The organism is Streptomyces sp. RK9 (assembly GCF_045070545.1).
GTDB lineage: Bacteria > Actinomycetota > Actinomycetes > Streptomycetales > Streptomycetaceae > Streptomyces > Streptomyces alboflavus.
The window spans coordinates 3949198-3965904 of the sequence record NZ_CP173704.1; the positions used below are offsets into that span (position 1 = coordinate 3949198).

Sequence of the window (16707 nt, forward strand, 5' to 3'; positions counted from 1 at the left end):
CGCTTCGGCCGCTGCTGGCGCGCGTCGGCCCGCCTCCGTGCCCACGCCGTCCCGGTCCGCCCTGGTCCGCCCCGGTGCGGTGCCGGGGCGGGGGTGACGGGCGGGTGCTCGTGGGTGCGGGTGGGGGCAGCGGGGGTCAGTGGGGGGCGGGGGCGTTCCGGTCGACGTACTCGAAGACCGCGCCGTCGGGGTGCATCGCGATGAGGTTGCGTCCCGCGGGGGTGGGCACGGGGCCCGCGACGATGTGCGCGCCGGAGGCGGTGAGGGTCGCGAGGGCCTCGTCGACGTCCTTGACGGCGATGGTCGCCGCGACCTTGCGCAGCACCTCCAACTCCGCCTCGGGGCCGCTCATGAGCAGAAAGCAGCCGACCGAGGCGACGGCGACGCCACCCCGCTCGAAACGCATCGCGGTGCTGCCCGTCAGCCGTTCGTAGAACGTGACGGACGCCTCCAAGTCGCTGACGCAGACGCGCAGCACGGTTCCCAGGATCTCCATGGGGACGAGCCTAGTTGGCGCCGCGCGGACACGAGATCGTTTCCGGTTCTCGGGCACCGGCGACCCGCCGCCGTTACGCGACGCGGACGCCGGGTACTCGTCCGCCCCGACCGCTTCGGAAAGGAAGGACGGGAACATGCCGGTCCAGGACAAGAACACACCGCTGACCGACAGGACCCTGGGCGACGCCCTGTCGCAGGTCGTCCGCGACGCGGTGGACGAGTCCCTGCGGCAGACGGTGCGGCAGTCGCTGCGCGAGGAGCTGCGCCACGAGTTGCGCGAGGAACTGCGCACGGAGGTCTCCGGGGTGGCGCGCAAGCAGCGCCGCAAGGCCGCCCTTTACGCGTCCTCCGGTGCCGCCGCCCTGTACGCGGGCGCCGCCGCCGCGCTCACCCTCGGCCTGGTCATCGCCCTCGGCCTGCCGGGATGGGCGGCCGCGCTGATCGTGACCGCGCTGCTCGCCGTGGCCGCCGTCGTGATGCGCAACGCGGCCCGGTCACCGGGGAAGGCACCCGGGGCGCGCAAGGCCCCCGCGGCTGCTCCGGTGGCCCGCGCGGCCGCCGCCGCTCCCGGTGCTCCGGCGGTCCCCGAGGCGCCCGCGCCGACCGGGACCCCGGCGGCGGTGAAACCCTCGGCGGCGGCCCCGAACACCCCGGCGACCGCGCCGACCCCGGCACAGCCCGTGACCCCGGCGCGGCCGGCGGCCCCCGCGGAGCCCACACCCCCGACGACCCCGCCCGCCCCCACCGGCGGCACCGCCGACTTCCCGACGGTCCCGCCGTCCCACGCGCCCCTCAGGCCGCCCAACCCGCCCGCCTGATCACCTCCGCCGCGATGTCGCCCACCGTCCGGCCGTCCGTCGGCACACGGTGGGTGTCCGGCGGCACCAGCTCCTCCAGGTGCCGGGACATGAACGCGCTGCGCCGCAGGTGGCGTTCCAGCTCGGAGCCCGTCTCGCGCTTCGTGAGGCGCTCTTCGGCGGTGGCGTCGGTCGCCGTGAGCAGGATCCGGACGAGCCGGGGGTGGTCGATGGCCTCGGTGAACAGCCACTCCTCGGAGGGCAGGACGCTCGCCGTGTTCGTGTAGACGAGGCGGCGGCAGCCCAGGTCGGCGTAGTTCGCCCAGAGGGCGGCGAGGTTGCGGCAGGTGAGCCGGGAGCGGTGCGGGTCTCCCGCCGGGGCGGGGTGGACCGCGTCCAGGAAATCGCCCTCGATCAGGGCGTGCCCGACGTCCGCGGCCGCCAGCTGGGCCGCGACCTCCCAGCCGACGGACGACTTCCCCACCCCCGAACGCCCTCCGATCAGCGCGACGTCCGGACCGGGGCCCGGCCCGATGCCCGGCCCCGCGTCGGCCCCGCCGGCGTGCGCCGGGTCCGCCCCCGCGCCCCCACCGGCCGTCGTCTCGTCCCCGCCCGGCCCCGTGTCCCTCATCGCGTCCATGACCGCCGAGCATGCCCGCGCCCCACCGCCTCGCGCGACCGATATTCCCCGCCGCCGACGGACCGCGCGCGACCTCACGCGACCCGGTACTCCTCCACGTCCGGCGTGCGCAGGAGCAGCCCGTGGCCGGTGCCGCCGCCCGGGCGGACCGTGCCGCCGGTCGGGTCCAGGACGCCGTCGAAGACGATCGACTCGACCCGGACGTGGTCGTGGAACCACTCGACGTGCCGCAGGTTCGGCACGCACGCCGCGACCGCCGCGTGCGCGTGCGGGGCGCCGCGCGCCGACACCTCAAGGCCGTGGGCCTCGGCGAGCGCGGCGGCGCGCAGCCACGCGGTGAGGCCGCCGCAGCGGGTGGCGTCGGCCTGGAGGCAGTCGACGGCGGGGATCATCCGGGCGAAGTAGGGGAGGCCGTGCCCGTAGCCGCCCGCCGCCACGTCGCAGACGAGGGCGTCGCGCACCAGCGCGAGCCCCCGCAGGTCCTCGGCGGACACCGGCTCCTCGAACCAGCCCACGCCGTGCTCGGCGAGCACCCGGCCGATCCGCACCGCCTGCTTGCGCGTGTACGCGCCGCCCGCGTCGACGTACAACTCGGCCTGCCGCCCGATGACATCGCGGGCCCGGCGCACCCGCGACAGATCGCGCGCCGCGGCCCGCCCCCAGCCCTCGCCGACCTTGATCTTGACGCGCGGAATCCGCTGGCCGTGCACCCAGCCGTTGAGCTGGGCCGCCAGATGCGTGTCGTGGTACGTGGTGAAGCCGCCGCTGCCGTAGACCGGCACGTCGTCGCGGGCCGCGCCGAGCAGCCGGACCAGGGGGACCTCGAAGAGGCGGGCCTTGAGGTCCCACAGGGCGATGTCGAGGGCCGAGATCGCGCGGGCGGCGAGCCCCTCGCGGCCGGTGTCGCGCACCGCTTTGGTGAGCGCGTCGTGCGCGGCGGGGATGTCGAGGGCGTCGCGGCCCGCGAGGACGGGCGAGAGCTGTTCCCGTACGAGGTCGACGGTGGCGGCGGGCGCGTAGGTCCAGCCGGTGCCGGTCGCGTCGCCCGCGGAGACCTCCGCGACGACGATCGTGGTGGTGTCCCACGCGAACGTGCCGTCGGCCTCCGGGGCGTCCGCCGGGATCGTGTACGCCGACATCATGGGCGGCTCCACGCTGACGTATCCGGACTCGGCCATGGGGCACACGCCCTTCACTCTGGTGTGCGGGCCGGGTAACCGGGGGGCGCGACGGCAAACGGCGGGCGTTTCACCGCGGCCGGGCCAGGGCACGCGGGAGGTCCGCCGGAACACACCGGACGTACCGGACCACGCAGGAGGCACACTGTGAGCCGAACCGCCGTCCGACCGCACGTCGTCATCGTCGGCGCGGGCTTCGCGGGGTTCCAGGCCGCCCGCACCCTGTCGCGGCTGACCCGCGGCAAGACCGACATCACCCTGCTCAACCCCACCGACTACTTCCTGTACCTGCCGCTGCTTCCCCAGGTCGCCGCGGGCGTGCTCGAACCGCGCCGCGTCACCGTGTCGCTCACCGGCGCACTGCGCCACGTACGCCTCGTGCTCGGCGAGGCCGACCACATCGACCTGACGCGGCGGACCGTGCACTACGCCGACCCGGAGGGCCAGGACGGCGAACTCTCCTACGACCGCCTGGTCCTCGCCGTCGGCAGCGTCAACAAGCTGCTGCCCGTGCCCGGGGTCGCCGAGCACGCGCACGGCTTCCGCGGGCTTCCCGAGGCCCTGTACCTGCGCGACCACGTGACGCGGCAGATCGAGCTGGCCGCGGCATCGGACGACCCGTCGGCGTGCCGGGCGCGCTGCACGTTCGTCGTGGTGGGCGCCGGCTACACGGGCGTCGAAGTCGCCGCGCACGGCGAGCTGTTCACCCGCTCCCTGGTGCGGCGGCAGCCGCTGCGGACCGGCATCGAGCCGCGCTGGGTGCTGCTCGACATCGCCCCGCGGGTCCTGCCGGAGCTCGACCGGCGGCTCTCCGCCACCGCGGACCGGGTGCTGCGGCGGCGCGGCGTGGAGGTCCGCACACAGACGTCCGTGAAGGAGGCGACCCGCGAGGGCGTGCTCCTCTCCGACGGCGACCACCTGCCCACGCGCACCCTGCTGTGGTGCGTGGGCGTGCGGCCCGACCCGCTCGTCGCCGGGATCGGCAGCGCCCTGGAGCGGGGACGGCTCCTCGTCGACCCGTTCCTGAACGTGCCGGACCACCCCGAGGTGTTCGCGTGCGGCGACGCGGCGGCCGTGCCCGACCTGACCGAGAAGGGGCAGTACACGGCGATGACCGCGCAGCACGCCTGGCGGCAGGGCAAGACCGCGGGCCACAACGTCGCCGCCTCCCTCGGCCTCGGCCGGCGGCGCTCCTACCGCCACCACGACCTCGGCTTCACCGTCGACCTCGGCGGCGTCAGCGGCGCCGCCAACCCGCTGGGCGTCCCGCTGTCCGGCCCCCTCGCCGGGGCCGTCACCCGCGGCTACCACCTGGCGGCGATGCCCGGCAACCGGGTCCGGGTCGCCGCGGACTGGCTCCTGGACGCCGTACTCCCGCGCCAGGGCGTGCAGTTGGGCCTGGTCCGGTCCTGGTCGGTGCCGCTGGACACGGCGTCGCCGGAGACCGCGCGGGTGGCGGGGGCGCCGGGGCGGACGCGGGACGCCGCCGCCGAGCGGACCGGGGAGGAGTGAGGGCGGACGGCGTTTGGCCCGCGCCCACAGGGTCACTCGGACCAGGAGGTGGTCATGACCCAGACGTCGAGAAAGCAGAGCGCGAACACGAACCAGAACAAGAACCAGAACCAGAACCAGACCGAGGCCGACACCGATGGCCTGCCCGGACCCGTCGCCGTGCTGCGCTGCGCGCGTGAGCAACTGGCGGAACTCACCGGCCAGACCGTCGAGTCCGTGTCGTCCTTCGAACGGACCGAAGAGGGCTGGGACCTGGCCGTCGAGGTGCTCGAACTGGTCCGCGTGCCGGACACGATGAGCCTGCTCGCGACCTACACCGTGACCCTCGACCCGCAGGGCGACCTGACCGGGTACCGGCGCGTGCGGCGTTACGAACGAGGGCGGGCCGACCCGCCCCGGCCGGGCGGCGGCTGACCCCCGCCCCACCGGACGGCGGCGACCCGCCCCGGACGCCCGCGGCGCGCCCGAGCGCCCCGATCCCCCTGCCGGGCCCGGCGTCACCGGATCCCCGGCCCGACAACCCCCAGACATCAGACATCCCCGACGCAAGGAGGACCGGTCGGCATGACCGTCGTCCCGGCACAGCAATCCGGCGGCGCAGGCGGCACCAGCGGCCTGTACGACGTCATCGAACTCATCCTGGACCGCGGGCTCGTGATCGACGCCTTCGTCCGTGTCTCGCTCGTCGGCATCGAGATCCTCAAGATCGACGTGCGGGTCGTGGTCGCGAGCGTCGACACCTATCTGCGGTTCGCCGAGGCCTGCAACCGCCTCGACCTGGAGGCGGGCCCCCGCAAGAGCCCCGGCCTGCCCGACCTCGTCGGCGAGATCACCGAGTCCGGCGCGCGCGGCAAGTCCAAGGGCGCGCTCTCCGGCGCCGCGGAGACCATCTCCGACGCGTTCAAGCAGGCCCGTGACGAGGGCCGCGGCGAGGAGGAGCCCGCCAAGCCGCGCGCCCGGCGCGCACCGTCCCGCGGCCGGAAGGAGGAGCAGGAGTGACCACGTACATCTACGGCATCGCCGCCACCACGCACCCGGCGCTTCCCGAAGGCATGGGCGGCATCGGTGACCCCGCGCACAAGGTGCGCACCGTGCGCCACGGCGACCTCGCCGCGCTCGTCTCCGACAGCCCCGAGGACCTGCGGCCCAAGCGGCGCGACCTGCTCGCGCACCAGAGCGTCCTGGACGAGGCGGGCGCGGGCGGCCCCGTCCTGCCGATGCGCTTCGGCAGCATCGCGCAGGACGACGACGCCGTCGTCGCGGTGCTCGCCGAACGGGCCGAGCACTACGCGGAGCGGCTGCGCGCCCTCGAAGGCAAGGCCGAGTACAACGTGAAGGCCGCCCACGACGAACAGGCCGTCCTGCACCAGGTGCTCGCCGAGAGCCCCGAGCTGCGCACCATGGTCGAGGCCAATCGGCGCGCGGGCGGCGGCAGTTACGAACAGAAGCTGCACCTCGGCGAGCAGATCACCGCGGCCGTGCGGGCCCGCGAGGCCGGGGACGGCGCCGAGGTGCTGCGCGCCCTGGAGCCGTGCGCCGACTCCGTGAGCGTCGGGCCCGAGGGCACCGGCTGGCTCGCCAACGTGTCGTTCCTGGTGAACCGCGACAGCGCCGACGCATTCGTCGCCGCCGTCGAGGAGCTGCGCCGCGACCAGCCCCACCTGGAGCTGCGCGTGCACGGCCCGCTGCCCCCCTACAGCTTCGTCGACCCGGGCCCGGCGCGGCCCGCCGACGACGCCGCGGGCGTCGGCCCGGGGCGGTGAGGCCCGGCCATGGGACTCATCGGTGAACTGCTCGCCCTGCCGCTGGCCCCGGCCCGGGGCACCCTCTGGGTGCTCCGGCAGGTGGTCACGGAGGCGGAGCGGCAGTACTACGACCCCTCGGCCATCACCCAGGAACTCACCCTTCTCACCGAGCGGTTGGACGCCGGCGAGATCGACGAGGACGAATTCGACCGCCGCGAGGACGAACTCCTCGCCCGTCTCGGCCACGGACCCGTCGGCGGCGTGGCAGGGACGGACGGCCAACCGCCGGCACCGTCAGGGCAGTGAGGACAGGAACGTCATGAATCGACTGGCAGTGGGCCTCGCCGTGGGCGCGGGGTACCTTCTCGGACGCACGAAGAAGGCGAAACTCGCCTTCGCCGTGGGCACGATGGTGGCGGGCCGCAGGCTTCAGCTCAGCCCCGGCGCGCTCGTCGGTGCGGTGACCCGGCAACTGGAGAACAACCCGCAGTTCAAGGAGATCGGCGACCAGCTGAAGCAGGACCTGCGGGGCGTCGGCAAGGCGGCGACAGGGTCGCTGCTCGACCGGCAGCTCGAAGGCATCGCCGACCGGCTGCACGACCGCACCCTCGACGTGCGCGACCGGCTCTCCGGGGCCACGGATGCCGTGCCCGGCGCGGACGAGGCGTCCGACAAGGCCAGGGACGCGGGCAAGGACGCGGGCAAGAACGCGGGTGGGGCGGCGAAGTCCGGTGCCCGCAAGACCGGTTCGGCGACCAAGAAGGCCACGTCGGCTGCCCGGGGCGAGCGCAAGAAGGGCCCGGCCCGCAAGACGCAGGAAGCGCGCGGCACGGACAGCGCGCGCGGCTCGCAGCGGCGCACCGCGAAGAAGACCACCCGGGCCCGGGGAGGCAGCGATGACTGACACCCGCGAGCAGACCCGCGAGGACACCGAGGCCACCGAAAACGGCGGCCGGTCGAAGGCCCCCAACATGCTGCGGTCCGCCGCCAACAGCCCGGCGGCGGACCGCCTGAAGGACGAGGCCAAGGCCTACGCGATGGCGCAGGCCGAGCGCGCCCTGATCGGCGTCGGCCGCAAGCTCGGCGAGACCACCGTCAAGCTCAACGACATCGCCGACGGCCGCAGCCCCGGCTTCGGCAAGCTCGCCCTCGAAGGCGGCCGCAAGCTCGCCCAGGGCAAGGGCCCGCTGCGCGGCGCCCTGGAGCTGGGCGGCAGCCACCTCAAGGACTCCGTCAAGGGAGCCGTGAAGAACCTCACCGGACGCCGCAAGAAGGGCGGGGGCGGCCAGAAGCCCACCGTCATCCTGGAGTACGTCGACGTCGGCGTGCCGGTGCGCGAGGCCTACGACCAGTGGACGCAGTTCCAGGAGTTCTCCACGTACGCCAAGGGCGTCAAGAGCGCGAGCGCGGCGGGCGACACGGACTCCGACTGGCAGCTCAAGATCTTCCTCTCGAGCCGCAGCTGGAAGGCCCACGTCACCGAGCAGGTGCCGGACCAGCGGATCTCCTGGACGTCGGAGGGGGCGAAGGGCACCACGAAGGGCGTGGTCACCTTCCACCCGCTCGGCGAACAGCTGACCCGCGTCCTGCTCGTCGTCGAGTACTACCCGAAGGGCCTGTTCGAGAAGACCGGCAACATCTGGCGCGCCCAGGGCCGCCGGGTCCGCCTCGACCTCAAGCACTTCGCCCGGCACATCTCCATGCGCGGCGAGGCGAGCGACGGCTGGCGCGGCGAGATCCGCGACGGCGAGGTGGTGCGCGGCCACGAGGAGGCGGTCGCGGACGAGGAAGGCGCCGACGACGAGGGCGCGTACGAGGACGGCGACCGGGACGACCAGGACGACCAGGACGACCAGGACGGGTACGAGGGGGCGTACGAGGACGAGGACGACGAGGAGGGGGCGTACGAGGAGGCCGACGAGGACGCGCTCGCCGAGGAAGAGGGGGAGGGCACGGAGGAGGAAGACGAGGCCGAGGGCCGGGCCGACGTGGACCCGGAGGCGGCCGACGACGGCGAGGACGTGGCCGACGAGGACGCCGATGACGAACTGGTCGCCGCCGACGGCGGCCGGAACCGCCGATGACCACCGCGAGCCGGTTGTCCGAGCCCTACCCGCAGGGCGGCGCGAACCTCGCCGACATCCTCGAACGCGTCCTGGACAAGGGCATCGTCATCGCGGGGGACATCCGGATCAACCTGCTCGACATCGAACTCCTCACCATCAAGCTCCGCCTCGTCGTCGCCTCCGTGGAGCGCGCCAAGGAAATGGGCATCGACTGGTGGGAGGACGATCCGGCGCTGTCCAGCGGTGCGCGCCGGACCGCGCTCGCGCGGGAGAACGAGGAACTGCGGCGCCGTGTCGAGCAGTTGGAGGCGGGCACGGGGGCGGAGGGCCGCGGCGCCCTCGACCGCGGCGCCGCGACGGCGGACGACGGCACGGGGCAAGACGGCCGAGGAGAACGTGAACGTGAACGATGACCTGCGCTATGTGTACGCCGTGTGCCGTCCGCCGGCCGCGCCGCTGCACGCCGACCTCACCGGCGTGGGCGGCGCGCCGCCGCGCCAGCTCACCCACGAGGGCCTGGTGGCCGTCGTCAGCCCCGTACCCGAACGGGACTTCGGCCGGGAGCCGCTGCGCGCGCGCCTGGAGGACCTGCGCTGGCTCGCGGAGACGGCCCGCGCCCACCAGAACGTCGTCGCCGCCCTCGCGACGGTGACCTGTCCGCTGCCGCTGCGGCTCGCCACGGTCTTCCACGACGACAGCGGCGTACGCGCCATGCTGGAGGACGAGTCCGAGCGCCTGCACCGGATCCTGGACCGGATCGACGGCCATGTGGAGTGGGGCGTGAAGGTGTGGCTGGGTGCCACGACCGGTGACGGGGCCGGGGGCGAGAGCACGGACGGGGGCGGGGGCAGGTCCGCCGCCTCGCCGTCCTCGCGGGCGCCGACGTCGGGGCGGGACTATCTGCGCCGCCGCCGGGCCGGGAACGCCGCACGCGAGGAGGCGCTCGCGCGGGCCGACGTGTTCGCGCGGCGCCTGCACGACGAGCTCAGCCGGTACGCGGCCGACGCGCGGCTGCACCCCGCGCAGAGCGGGCCGCTGACCGACGCCGGATCAGGACGGAACATCCTCAACTCCGCCTATCTGGTGCCGCGTACGTGGTCCGAGGAGTTCCTCGAGCTCATCGGCCGCACGGAGGGCACCCGGCCGGGGCTGCGCGTGGAGGTGACCGGACCGTGGGCGGCGTACTCCTTCACGGACGACCCCGACCCGCGTGAGGAACCGCACGGCGGGGAGGGCGCGGCGCGTCAGGACGCGGGCGGGACGCCGTGAGCGCGCCGGCCGACCGCGCCGACCGCGCCGGGCCCGGCTTCGCCGAGCCGTTCGCGCGACGGGAGATCGCGCTCGTCGACGTGCTCGACCGGCTGCTCGCCGGTGGCGTGGTCATCACGGGCGACATCACCCTGCGCATCGCGGACGTCGACCTCGTCCGCATCGACCTGAAGGCACTGATCAGCGCGGTCAACGCCCAGGTGCCCTCGCCGTGGCCTGCGGCCGGGGAGGGCGGCGGGGACCCGGGCGGGCGGCGGGCGGGACCGGAGGCGATCGAGCGGGAGGCGTCATGAAGAGGGACATCGAGCGGGAGGCCTCATGAAGCTGGACCTGGAACCGGACACCGTGGAGCGCGACCTCGTCGCCCTCGTCCTGACCGTCGTCGAGCTGCTGCGGGAGCTGATGGAGCGCCAGGCCGTCCGCCGCTTCGAGTCCGGCGAGCTGACGGAGGATCAGGAGGAGCGGGTCGGCATGACGTTGATGCTCCTGGAGGACCGCATGACGCGGCTCCGCGAGCGCTACGGGCTGCGGCCCGAGGACCTGAACCTGGACCTCGGCCCCCTGGGCCCCCTGCTGCCCCGGGAGTGATCCCGCAGCCCGCCCCGGAAGCCCCCGCCCCGGAAGCCCCGGAACGGACCCCGCCGCCTGCGCCCCCTCCGGCCTCGGCGGCTCACCTCAGACGCGGCACAGCAACTCCCCGTGCAGCACCGTGAACCAGCCGTCCTCGGCCTGCCCCCACTCCCGCCAGGCCGCCGCGATCGCGGCGAGCTCCTCCTGGTCCGCGTGCCCGCCCGCCGTCGCGCGCTCCGCGTACGCGGACGCCACCGTGCGGTCCGCCCACAGCCCGCTCCACCAGGCCCGCTCCTCGGGCGTGCTGTAGCACCAGGTGCCCGCCGACGCCGTGATGTCGGTGAACCCGGCCGCCAGCGCCCAGGACTTGAGGCGCCGCCCGGCGTCGGGCTCGCCGCCGTTGGCGCGGGCGACCCGCCGGTACAGGTCGAGCCAGTCGTCCAGGCCCGCCACGTGCGGATGCCAGGTCATCGCCTCGTAGTCGCTGTCGCGCACCGCGACGATCCCGCCCGGGCGGCACACCCGGCGCATCTCGCGCAGCGCCCGCACCGGATCGCCGACGTGCTGGAGCACCTGGTGGGCGTGCACGACGTCGAAGGTGTCGTCGGCGTGGTCGAGGGCGTGCACGTCGGCGACGGCGAACGACACGTTGTCCAGGCCGCGGCCGGCGGCCGTGGCGCGCGCCTGGTCCAGGATGCCGGGCGCGTGGTCGACGGCGGTGACGTGCCCGTCGGGGACCAGTGCGGCCAGGTCGGCGGTGATGGTGCCCGGGCCGCATCCGACGTCCAGGATCCGCAGGTGCGGCCGGAGTGAATCGAGGAGGTAGGACGCCGAGTTGGCGGCCGTGCGCCAGGTGTGGGAGCGCAGGACGGACTCGTGGTGGCCGTGTGTGTAGACGGCGGTCTCGGCATGCTGCCGCTGGGGTGCTGACATGACCGCACTGTAGGCCGGTCATGCCGAATGATGAGACCCCCGTCTCGCTATGTGGTCAGTCGGGCGTGCGGCTCACGGTCGACGGCGCTCGGCGGCCGCGCGGGTCACGTCGCCAGCGAAGGCCGGTACACCGCGAGCGCCTCCGGCAGTTTGTCGAGCAGCAACTCGCCCTCGGCCGAGGTGAGTTCACCGTCGTAGGCGATCTGCGTGCCGGGTGCGAGACCGTCGATGCGCAGTCGGCGCGGGCGGGCCGTGGTCTGCACGGGGGAGCGCTCCAGGGGAGCCGTCAGCGCCGCCGCGAGCAGCCGGGATCCTGGCCTGCGGCCGCCGTGCACGACGCGCACGTCCAGGAGGCCGTCGGCGAGGTCGAAGCGCCGCGTGGGCGCGGGGCCCAGGCGGTTGTACGCGCAGTTCCCGGCGAAGAGCAGCCACAGGGCCCGCTCGGTGCCGCCGATCTCGGCGCGCAGCGGGTGCTGGTCGGAGCGCAGGACCCGGGCCGCGGCGAGCACGCCCGCGGGCCAGCCGCCGATCCGGGGCGACCACCGCTCCCGCTCGCGCACCAGCTGGGGGTAGACGCCGAGGCTGAACGTGTTGAGGAAGTGCCCGGAGCCGGTGTGGGACCGGAAGCGGCCGACGTCCACCGCGACCGCGTCGCCCACCTCCACGGCCCGCGCCAGCTCCCGCGGCCCCTCGACGCCCAGGTCGTACGCGAAGTGGTTGAGCGTGCCGCCGGGCAGGACCGCCAGCGGCACGCCGTGCCGCAGGGCCACCGACGCGGCCGCGTTGACCGTGCCGTCGCCGCCGCACACCCCGAGGGCGCGGGCACGGGCCGCCGCCTTCTCCAGCTCGGCCACCAGGCCGTCGGGCGCGCACGTCACCACCTCGGCGTGCGGCAGGACGTCGAGCAGCTCACGCACCCGCTCGGAGGTCTTCGCGCCGCTGTTGGCGACCACGACGAGGCCGCGCCCGCCGGGCAGCGCGGGGGCCTCGGCGCGCGGGCGGCCGGGCAGCGGCAGCTGGGACCGGGTCGGCACCAGGCCGCGTACGGCGAACGCGGCACCGGCGCCCAGGGCGGCACCGGCGAGGACGTCGCTCGGGAAGTGCACGCCCGTGTAGACGCGGGACAGCGCGACGGCGCCCGCGAGCGGGGCGACGGCCGCGCCGAGCCGGGGCGACTCCAGGGCCACACCCACCGCGAAGGCCGCCGCGGACGCGGCGTGCCCCGAGGGGAAGGACGTGGTGATGGGCTGCCGCTTCAGCCTGCGCACGAGCGGCACGGTGTCCAGGGCGGGCCGGGTCCGCCGCACCGAGCGCTTGCCGAGCGTGTTGATCGTCGCGGACGCCAGCGCGAGGGAGGCCACGCCGCGGACGGCGGCCCGCTTGGCCCGGGGGCCCCGGGTCGCGGCGATGGCGCCCGCGGTGGCGAACCACAGCCGTCCGTGGTTCGCGGCGTGGCTCAGCCGCGGCAGGAGCCGGTCGGCGCCAGGCCAGTGCCGGGCGGCCACGGCGTCGAAGACCCGGCGGTCCAGGGCGATCATCCGGCTCCTGGGGCCGCGGGCCGGGGACAGGGTGCGGTCGGCATCTGAGGTCATACGGGTCGCGTACCCCACGTCGGCGTTCTGCAACGGATCGACCCGCCGAGGCCCTCTGACGCCGTCCTGACGGCCCGGGCACCCCCGCCCCCGGGAATCCGCTCCGCCGCCCCGCCCTCGCCCCCTCCCGAACAATCCGTTTGCCGCCACCGAACGGCGCCCCGGACAATCGCCCCCATGGGACATCTGGAAGCCGCGCACCTCGAGTACTACCTGCCGGACGGGCGAGCGCTGCTCGGTGACGTCTCGTTCCGGGTGGGCGAGGGCGCGGTAGTGGCGCTCGTCGGGGCGAACGGCGCGGGCAAGACGACACTGCTCCGGCTCATCGCGGGGGAGCTGCAGCCGCACGGCGGCGGCGTGACGGTGAGCGGCGGGCTCGGCGTGATGCCCCAGTTCGTCGGCTCGGTCCGCGACGGCACCACCGTGCGCGACCTCCTGGTGTCCGTGGCGCAGCCCCGCATCCGCGAGGCCGCCCGTGCCGTCGACCGCGCCGAGCACGCGATCATGACGGTCGACGACGAGGCGGCCCAGCTCCGGTACGCGCAGGCGCTCTCCGACTGGGCGGAGGCCCGCGGGTACGAGGCCGAGACGCTGTGGGACATCTGTACGACGGCGGCCCTCGGCGTGCCGTACGACAAGGCCCAGTGGCGTGAGGTGCGCACGCTCTCCGGCGGCGAGCAGAAGCGCCTGGTCCTCGAAGCGCTGCTGCGCGGCACCGACGAGGTGCTGCTCCTGGACGAACCCGACAACTACCTGGACGTCCCCGGCAAGCGCTGGCTGGAACAGCGCCTGAAGGAGACCCGCAAGACCGTTCTGTTCGTCAGCCACGACCGGGAGCTCCTGGCCCGCTCCGCCGAGAAGATCGTCAGCGTGGAGCCGAGCCCCGGCGGCTCGGAGGTGTGGGTGCACGGCGCGGGCTTCGCGACGTACCACGAGGCGCGCCAGGAGCGCTTCGAGCGTTTCGAGGAGCTGCGCCGCCGGTGGGACGAGAAGCACGCCCAGCTCAAGAAGCTCGTCCTGGACATGCAGCAGTACGCCAAGCGCAGCGACGAGATGGCATCGCGCTACCAGGCGGCGAAGACCAGGCTGCGCAAGTTCGAGGAGGCGGGACCGCCGCCCGAGCCGCCGCGCAAGCAGGAGATCACCATGCGCCTGCACGGCGGCCGCACCGGCGTGCGCGCCGTCACCTGCAAGAACCTCGAACTGACGGGCCTGATGAAACCCTTCGACCTGGAGGTCTTCTACGGCGAGCGCGTCGCCGTCCTCGGCTCCAACGGCTCCGGCAAGTCGCACTTCCTGCGCCTCCTCGCGGGGAACCTCGGCCCACACGACAACCCGGTGGCCCACACGGGGGAGTGGAAGCTCGGCGCGCGCGTCGTGCCGGGACACTTCGCGCAGACCCACGCCCACCCGGAGCTGATCGGCCGCACCCTCCTCGACATCCTGTGGCGCGAGCACGCCAAGGACAGGGGCGCGGCGATGTCCCGGCTGCGCCGCTACGAACTCACCGGGCAGGCCGAGCAGCGCTTCGAGAAGCTCTCCGGCGGCCAGCAGGCCCGCTTCCAGATCCTGCTCCTGGAGCTGGAGGGCGCCACCGTCCTGCTGCTCGACGAGCCCACCGACAACCTCGACCTGGAGTCGGCCGAGGCACTGCAGGAGGGCCTGGAGGCGTACGAGGGCACGGTGCTCGCCGTGACCCACGACCGCTGGTTCGCCCGTTCCTTCGACCGGTACCTGGTCTTCGGCGCCGACGGCCGCGTCCGGGAGACCCCGGAGGCCGTATGGGACGAGCAAAGAGTGGAACGGGTCCGCTAGCGCGCCGGGTAGCGTGGTGAAACCACGCCGTACGCTGCGCAGTTGGAGAGACCGTGGCTGTCAGGACGCCCTTTCGGACCAGTGATGTGGACGAGGCCCGGGAGGTGTTGGCGGCTGCCTACTACAGCAACTTCCTGGACGTGCTGGACCGGCAGCGGTCCTTCCGGGCCGAGTTCACCATCGGGCACCTCGGCGCGATCACCGTCGGGGGCCTGACCTGCAACACCGATGTGCGGGTGCGTCTCGGGGAACTCGGGGCGTACCACGTCAACATCCCGCTGAGCGGCCACATGGCCTGGCGCCAGGGCTCCGCCGAGAGCACGCTCACCACGCCCGACAGCGCCGCCGTCTACCAGCCGTGCGGCGACACCGTCGTCGACCGCTGGTCGGGCGACTGCCGGGTGCTCGCCGTGAAGCTGGACCGGGTGGCCCTGGAGGAGAGCCTGGAGACGCTGCTCGACCGGCCCACCCGCGGCCCGGTGCCGCTGGACCCGGGTTTCGACACCGGCCAGGGGCCCGGCCGGAGCTGGACCCGCCTGGTCCGCGCGGTCGCGGACGACCTCCTCGACGAGTCCGCGACGCTGAGCGGGTCCCTCGTCGCCGCCCCCCTCCAGGAGGCGCTCCTGAACGGCTTCCTGCTCGCCGCCGGACACCGCTACCGCGACCAACTCGCCGACCCCGTCGCCCGGTTGCGGCCCGCGCCGGTCAAGCGCGCCATGGACGCCGTGCAGCAGCGGCCCGAGCACCCCTTCACCGCGGCGACCCTCGCCGCCGAGGCCCGGGTCGGGGTGCGCTGGCTCCAGGAGGCCTTCCGCCGCTATGTGGGGATGTCCCCGATGGCGTACGTACGCGCCGTGCGGCTGCAGCGCGTGCGGGACGAACTGCGCGCGGCCGTGCCCGACGAGCAGTGCGTGAGCGCGGTCGCCCACCGCTGGGGCTTCACGCACCTCGGGCGGTTCGCCGAGCAGTACCGGGCGCGCTTCGGGGAGCTGCCGTCGCAGACGCTGCGTGGGTGAGGCGCGCGGGTGACTGGGTGTGCCGGTGAGTTGCGCGGGTGCGTGGTGCGTGGGTGGCTGGTGTGCGGCCGCGCGTGGGGTGGTGCGGCGTGGTCCGTGACACGGAACGGCGTGTCGTAGTGCGTTATTCGGACACCCGGCGCGTCGAGCGGATCGTCGGCTCCGGAGCGCCCGCCTAGGGTGTCGCTGGTGCCGGTAGGACCGGTCGCCGTCGCGGGAGCCCTAGCCTGCTTCCGGGGCGTCGGCCGTGGACGGAACCCCGGTGCTTCCGGCCCGGCGCAGTCCGCCGGGCCGGCTCGGACCAGCGGGCCCGGTCGCTCCCCCTCGGCACCCACGCGGTGCCATCGGGCCCGCCACTCCCGGCCTCCTTTTCCGGCCTTCCGGCCGCCTCCCGCTGCCCGGTCCGCCCGCCGGGGCCACACTCGGAGGTGCGTGCGCGCACAGCTGTGCCGCGCACCGGAGAGCGACCGGAGGCGGCATGAGCGCGACCGACACCACCCCCCTGCTGCGGCGCCACGGCCGGGCCGTCGACCTGTTCACCGACCGGGTGCACGCCGTCCGCGCCGACCAGTGGGACGCGCCGACGCCCTGCGAAGGGTGGACGGTGCGGGACCTCGTCGGCCACCTCGTCGTCGAGCAGCTGTGGGTCCCGCCGCTGGTCCGCGACGGCGCCACCATCGAGGCCGTCGGCGACGCCTTCGACGGCGACGTCCTCGGCCCCGACCCGGTCGCCTCCTGGGACACCGCGGCCGACGCGGCCCGCACCGCGTTCGGCGAGCCCGGCGCCCTGGACCGCGCCGTGCACCTCTCGTACGGCGCGACACCCGCGACCGACTACTGCGCCCAGATGGTCACCGACCTCGTCGTGCACACCTGGGACCTGTCCCGGGCCATCGGCGCCGACGAGCGGCTTCCGGACGACCTCGTCGCCGACGCCGTGAGCGAAGTGACGCCGTACGCGGCCGAGTTGAGCAAGAGCGGCCTGTTCGCCCCGGCCGTGCAGCCCCCGCCGGGAGCGGACGCCCAGACGGCGCTCCTGAACCTCCTGGGCCGCACCCCCTGACGCCCCTGCCCGC

Annotated in this window: 20 protein-coding genes; 15 read left to right on the forward strand and 5 right to left on the reverse strand. The window is 74.6% G+C overall.

Annotation, left to right across the window (positions count from 1 at the left end; genetic code table 11):
• Nucleotides 1-136: 136 nt before the first annotated feature.
• The gene (locus tag AB6L24_RS37180) at nt 137-496 is read right to left on the reverse strand and encodes a VOC family protein (protein ID WP_405662965.1); all 360 of its coding nucleotides are present in this window, start codon (nt 494-496) and stop codon (nt 137-139) included.
• Nucleotides 497-632: 136 nt separating this feature from the next.
• Here AB6L24_RS37180 and AB6L24_RS37185 point away from each other — a divergent pair, with 136 nt between their 5' ends.
• Nucleotides 633-1316 (forward strand): hypothetical protein, encoded by a 684-nt coding sequence (locus AB6L24_RS37185; RefSeq protein ID WP_405662967.1) that lies wholly within the window; start codon nt 633-635, stop codon nt 1314-1316.
• Here AB6L24_RS37185 and AB6L24_RS37190 read toward each other — a convergent pair.
• Both AB6L24_RS37190 and AB6L24_RS37195 read right to left on the reverse strand, forming a co-directional pair.
• Nucleotides 1291-1935, reverse strand: coding sequence for a hypothetical protein (locus tag AB6L24_RS37190; RefSeq protein WP_405662969.1), 645 nt, complete (start codon nt 1933-1935; stop codon nt 1291-1293). The two genes, AB6L24_RS37185 and AB6L24_RS37190, sit on opposite strands and share 26 nt — an antisense overlap.
• A 74-nt stretch (nt 1936-2009) precedes the next feature.
• Complete coding sequence (locus AB6L24_RS37195) at nt 2010-3113, reverse strand: enolase C-terminal domain-like protein (protein ID WP_405662972.1); 1104 nt, start codon at nt 3111-3113, stop codon at nt 2010-2012.
• A 147-nt stretch (nt 3114-3260) separates the two neighbouring features.
• Between AB6L24_RS37195 and AB6L24_RS37200 the strand changes: the two genes are divergently transcribed.
• From AB6L24_RS37200 to AB6L24_RS37250, 11 genes are all read left to right on the forward strand, one after another.
• The gene (locus AB6L24_RS37200; RefSeq protein ID WP_405662974.1) at nt 3261-4625 is read left to right on the forward strand and encodes an NAD(P)/FAD-dependent oxidoreductase; all 1365 of its coding nucleotides are present in this window, start codon (nt 3261-3263) and stop codon (nt 4623-4625) included.
• Between the two features lie 54 nt (nt 4626-4679).
• Nucleotides 4680-5039: a gas vesicle protein gene (locus AB6L24_RS37205; RefSeq protein WP_405662977.1), complete on the forward strand. Its 360-nt coding sequence runs from the start codon at nt 4680-4682 to the stop codon at nt 5037-5039.
• A 150-nt stretch (nt 5040-5189) separates the two neighbouring features.
• On the forward strand, nt 5190-5624 hold the full coding sequence (locus tag AB6L24_RS37210) for a gas vesicle structural protein GvpA (RefSeq protein WP_405662979.1): 435 nt from the start codon (nt 5190-5192) through the stop codon (nt 5622-5624).
• Complete coding sequence (locus tag AB6L24_RS37215) at nt 5621-6388, forward strand: GvpL/GvpF family gas vesicle protein (RefSeq protein ID WP_405662982.1); 768 nt, start codon at nt 5621-5623, stop codon at nt 6386-6388. The genes AB6L24_RS37210 and AB6L24_RS37215 overlap by 4 nt, the downstream gene beginning before the upstream one ends.
• Before the next feature lie 9 nt (nt 6389-6397).
• Nucleotides 6398-6676, forward strand: coding sequence for a gas vesicle protein GvpG (locus AB6L24_RS37220; RefSeq protein WP_405662985.1), 279 nt, complete (start codon nt 6398-6400; stop codon nt 6674-6676).
• A gap of 13 nt (nt 6677-6689) precedes the next feature.
• Complete coding sequence (locus tag AB6L24_RS37225) at nt 6690-7274, forward strand: DNA primase (RefSeq protein WP_405662988.1); 585 nt, start codon at nt 6690-6692, stop codon at nt 7272-7274.
• Nucleotides 7267-8454, forward strand: coding sequence for an SRPBCC family protein (locus tag AB6L24_RS37230; RefSeq protein WP_405662990.1), 1188 nt, complete (start codon nt 7267-7269; stop codon nt 8452-8454). Before AB6L24_RS37225 ends, AB6L24_RS37230 begins: the two co-directional genes overlap by 8 nt.
• Nucleotides 8451-8849 (forward strand): gas vesicle protein, encoded by a 399-nt coding sequence (locus tag AB6L24_RS37235; protein ID WP_405662992.1) that lies wholly within the window; start codon nt 8451-8453, stop codon nt 8847-8849. The genes AB6L24_RS37230 and AB6L24_RS37235 overlap by 4 nt, the downstream gene beginning before the upstream one ends.
• Complete coding sequence (locus AB6L24_RS37240) at nt 8839-9705, forward strand: GvpL/GvpF family gas vesicle protein (protein WP_405662994.1); 867 nt, start codon at nt 8839-8841, stop codon at nt 9703-9705. The genes AB6L24_RS37235 and AB6L24_RS37240 overlap by 11 nt, the downstream gene beginning before the upstream one ends.
• A complete protein-coding gene (locus AB6L24_RS37245) occupies nt 9702-9998 on the forward strand; it encodes a gas vesicle protein (RefSeq protein WP_405662996.1) in 297 nt (98 codons plus the stop codon). Before AB6L24_RS37240 ends, AB6L24_RS37245 begins: the two co-directional genes overlap by 4 nt.
• A 25-nt stretch (nt 9999-10023) precedes the next feature.
• A complete protein-coding gene (locus AB6L24_RS37250) occupies nt 10024-10293 on the forward strand; it encodes a gas vesicle protein K (protein WP_405662999.1) in 270 nt (89 codons plus the stop codon).
• An 87-nt stretch (nt 10294-10380) separates the two neighbouring features.
• On the opposite strand, the gene AB6L24_RS37255 is transcribed toward AB6L24_RS37250, so the two are convergent.
• Both AB6L24_RS37255 and AB6L24_RS37260 read right to left on the reverse strand, forming a co-directional pair.
• Entirely contained in the window at nt 10381-11208 is an 828-nt protein-coding gene (locus tag AB6L24_RS37255) for a class I SAM-dependent methyltransferase (protein WP_405663001.1), read from the reverse strand.
• A gap of 104 nt (nt 11209-11312) precedes the next feature.
• Nucleotides 11313-12800, reverse strand: coding sequence for a bifunctional phosphatase PAP2/diacylglycerol kinase family protein (locus AB6L24_RS37260; RefSeq protein WP_405663004.1), 1488 nt, complete (start codon nt 12798-12800; stop codon nt 11313-11315).
• 177 nt (nt 12801-12977) lie between these two features.
• Between AB6L24_RS37260 and AB6L24_RS37265 the strand changes: the two genes are divergently transcribed.
• The 3 genes from AB6L24_RS37265 (at nt 12978) to AB6L24_RS37275 (ending at nt 16694) form a co-directional block, all read left to right on the forward strand.
• Complete coding sequence (locus AB6L24_RS37265; protein WP_405663007.1) at nt 12978-14615, forward strand: ABC-F family ATP-binding cassette domain-containing protein; 1638 nt, start codon at nt 12978-12980, stop codon at nt 14613-14615.
• Between the two features lie 53 nt (nt 14616-14668).
• Nucleotides 14669-15631, forward strand: coding sequence for an AraC family transcriptional regulator (locus AB6L24_RS37270; RefSeq protein ID WP_405663011.1), 963 nt, complete (start codon nt 14669-14671; stop codon nt 15629-15631).
• A 478-nt stretch (nt 15632-16109) separates the two neighbouring features.
• Nucleotides 16110-16694, forward strand: coding sequence for a TIGR03086 family metal-binding protein (locus AB6L24_RS37275; RefSeq protein ID WP_405663013.1), 585 nt, complete (start codon nt 16110-16112; stop codon nt 16692-16694).
• Nucleotides 16695-16707: the final 13 nt, after the last annotated feature.

Excerpts from the sequence above, each read along its gene's own strand:
- AB6L24_RS37190 (WP_405662969.1), bottom strand. The coding sequence starts at position 1,935 with ATGGACGCGATGAGGGACACGGGGCCGGGCGGGGACGAGACGACGGCC.
- AB6L24_RS37265 (WP_405663007.1), top strand. The coding sequence starts at position 12,978 with ATGGGACATCTGGAAGCCGCGCACCTCGAGTACTACCTGCCGGACGGG.
- AB6L24_RS37260 (WP_405663004.1), bottom strand. The coding sequence starts at position 12,800 with ATGACCTCAGATGCCGACCGCACCCTGTCCCCGGCCCGCGGCCCCAGG.
- AB6L24_RS37235 (WP_405662992.1), top strand. The coding sequence starts at position 8,451 with ATGACCACCGCGAGCCGGTTGTCCGAGCCCTACCCGCAGGGCGGCGCG.
- AB6L24_RS37225 (WP_405662988.1), top strand. The coding sequence starts at position 6,690 with ATGAATCGACTGGCAGTGGGCCTCGCCGTGGGCGCGGGGTACCTTCTC.
- AB6L24_RS37230 (WP_405662990.1), top strand. The coding sequence starts at position 7,267 with ATGACTGACACCCGCGAGCAGACCCGCGAGGACACCGAGGCCACCGAA.
- AB6L24_RS37250 (WP_405662999.1), top strand. The coding sequence starts at position 10,024 with ATGAAGCTGGACCTGGAACCGGACACCGTGGAGCGCGACCTCGTCGCC.
- AB6L24_RS37180 (WP_405662965.1), bottom strand. The coding sequence starts at position 496 with ATGGAGATCCTGGGAACCGTGCTGCGCGTCTGCGTCAGCGACTTGGAG.
- AB6L24_RS37255 (WP_405663001.1), bottom strand. The coding sequence starts at position 11,208 with ATGTCAGCACCCCAGCGGCAGCATGCCGAGACCGCCGTCTACACACAC.
- AB6L24_RS37275 (WP_405663013.1), top strand. The coding sequence starts at position 16,110 with ATGAGCGCGACCGACACCACCCCCCTGCTGCGGCGCCACGGCCGGGCC.
- AB6L24_RS37195 (WP_405662972.1), bottom strand. The coding sequence starts at position 3,113 with ATGGCCGAGTCCGGATACGTCAGCGTGGAGCCGCCCATGATGTCGGCG.
- AB6L24_RS37205 (WP_405662977.1), top strand. The coding sequence starts at position 4,680 with ATGACCCAGACGTCGAGAAAGCAGAGCGCGAACACGAACCAGAACAAG.
- AB6L24_RS37210 (WP_405662979.1), top strand. The coding sequence starts at position 5,190 with ATGACCGTCGTCCCGGCACAGCAATCCGGCGGCGCAGGCGGCACCAGC.
- AB6L24_RS37220 (WP_405662985.1), top strand. The coding sequence starts at position 6,398 with ATGGGACTCATCGGTGAACTGCTCGCCCTGCCGCTGGCCCCGGCCCGG.
- AB6L24_RS37185 (WP_405662967.1), top strand. The coding sequence starts at position 633 with ATGCCGGTCCAGGACAAGAACACACCGCTGACCGACAGGACCCTGGGC.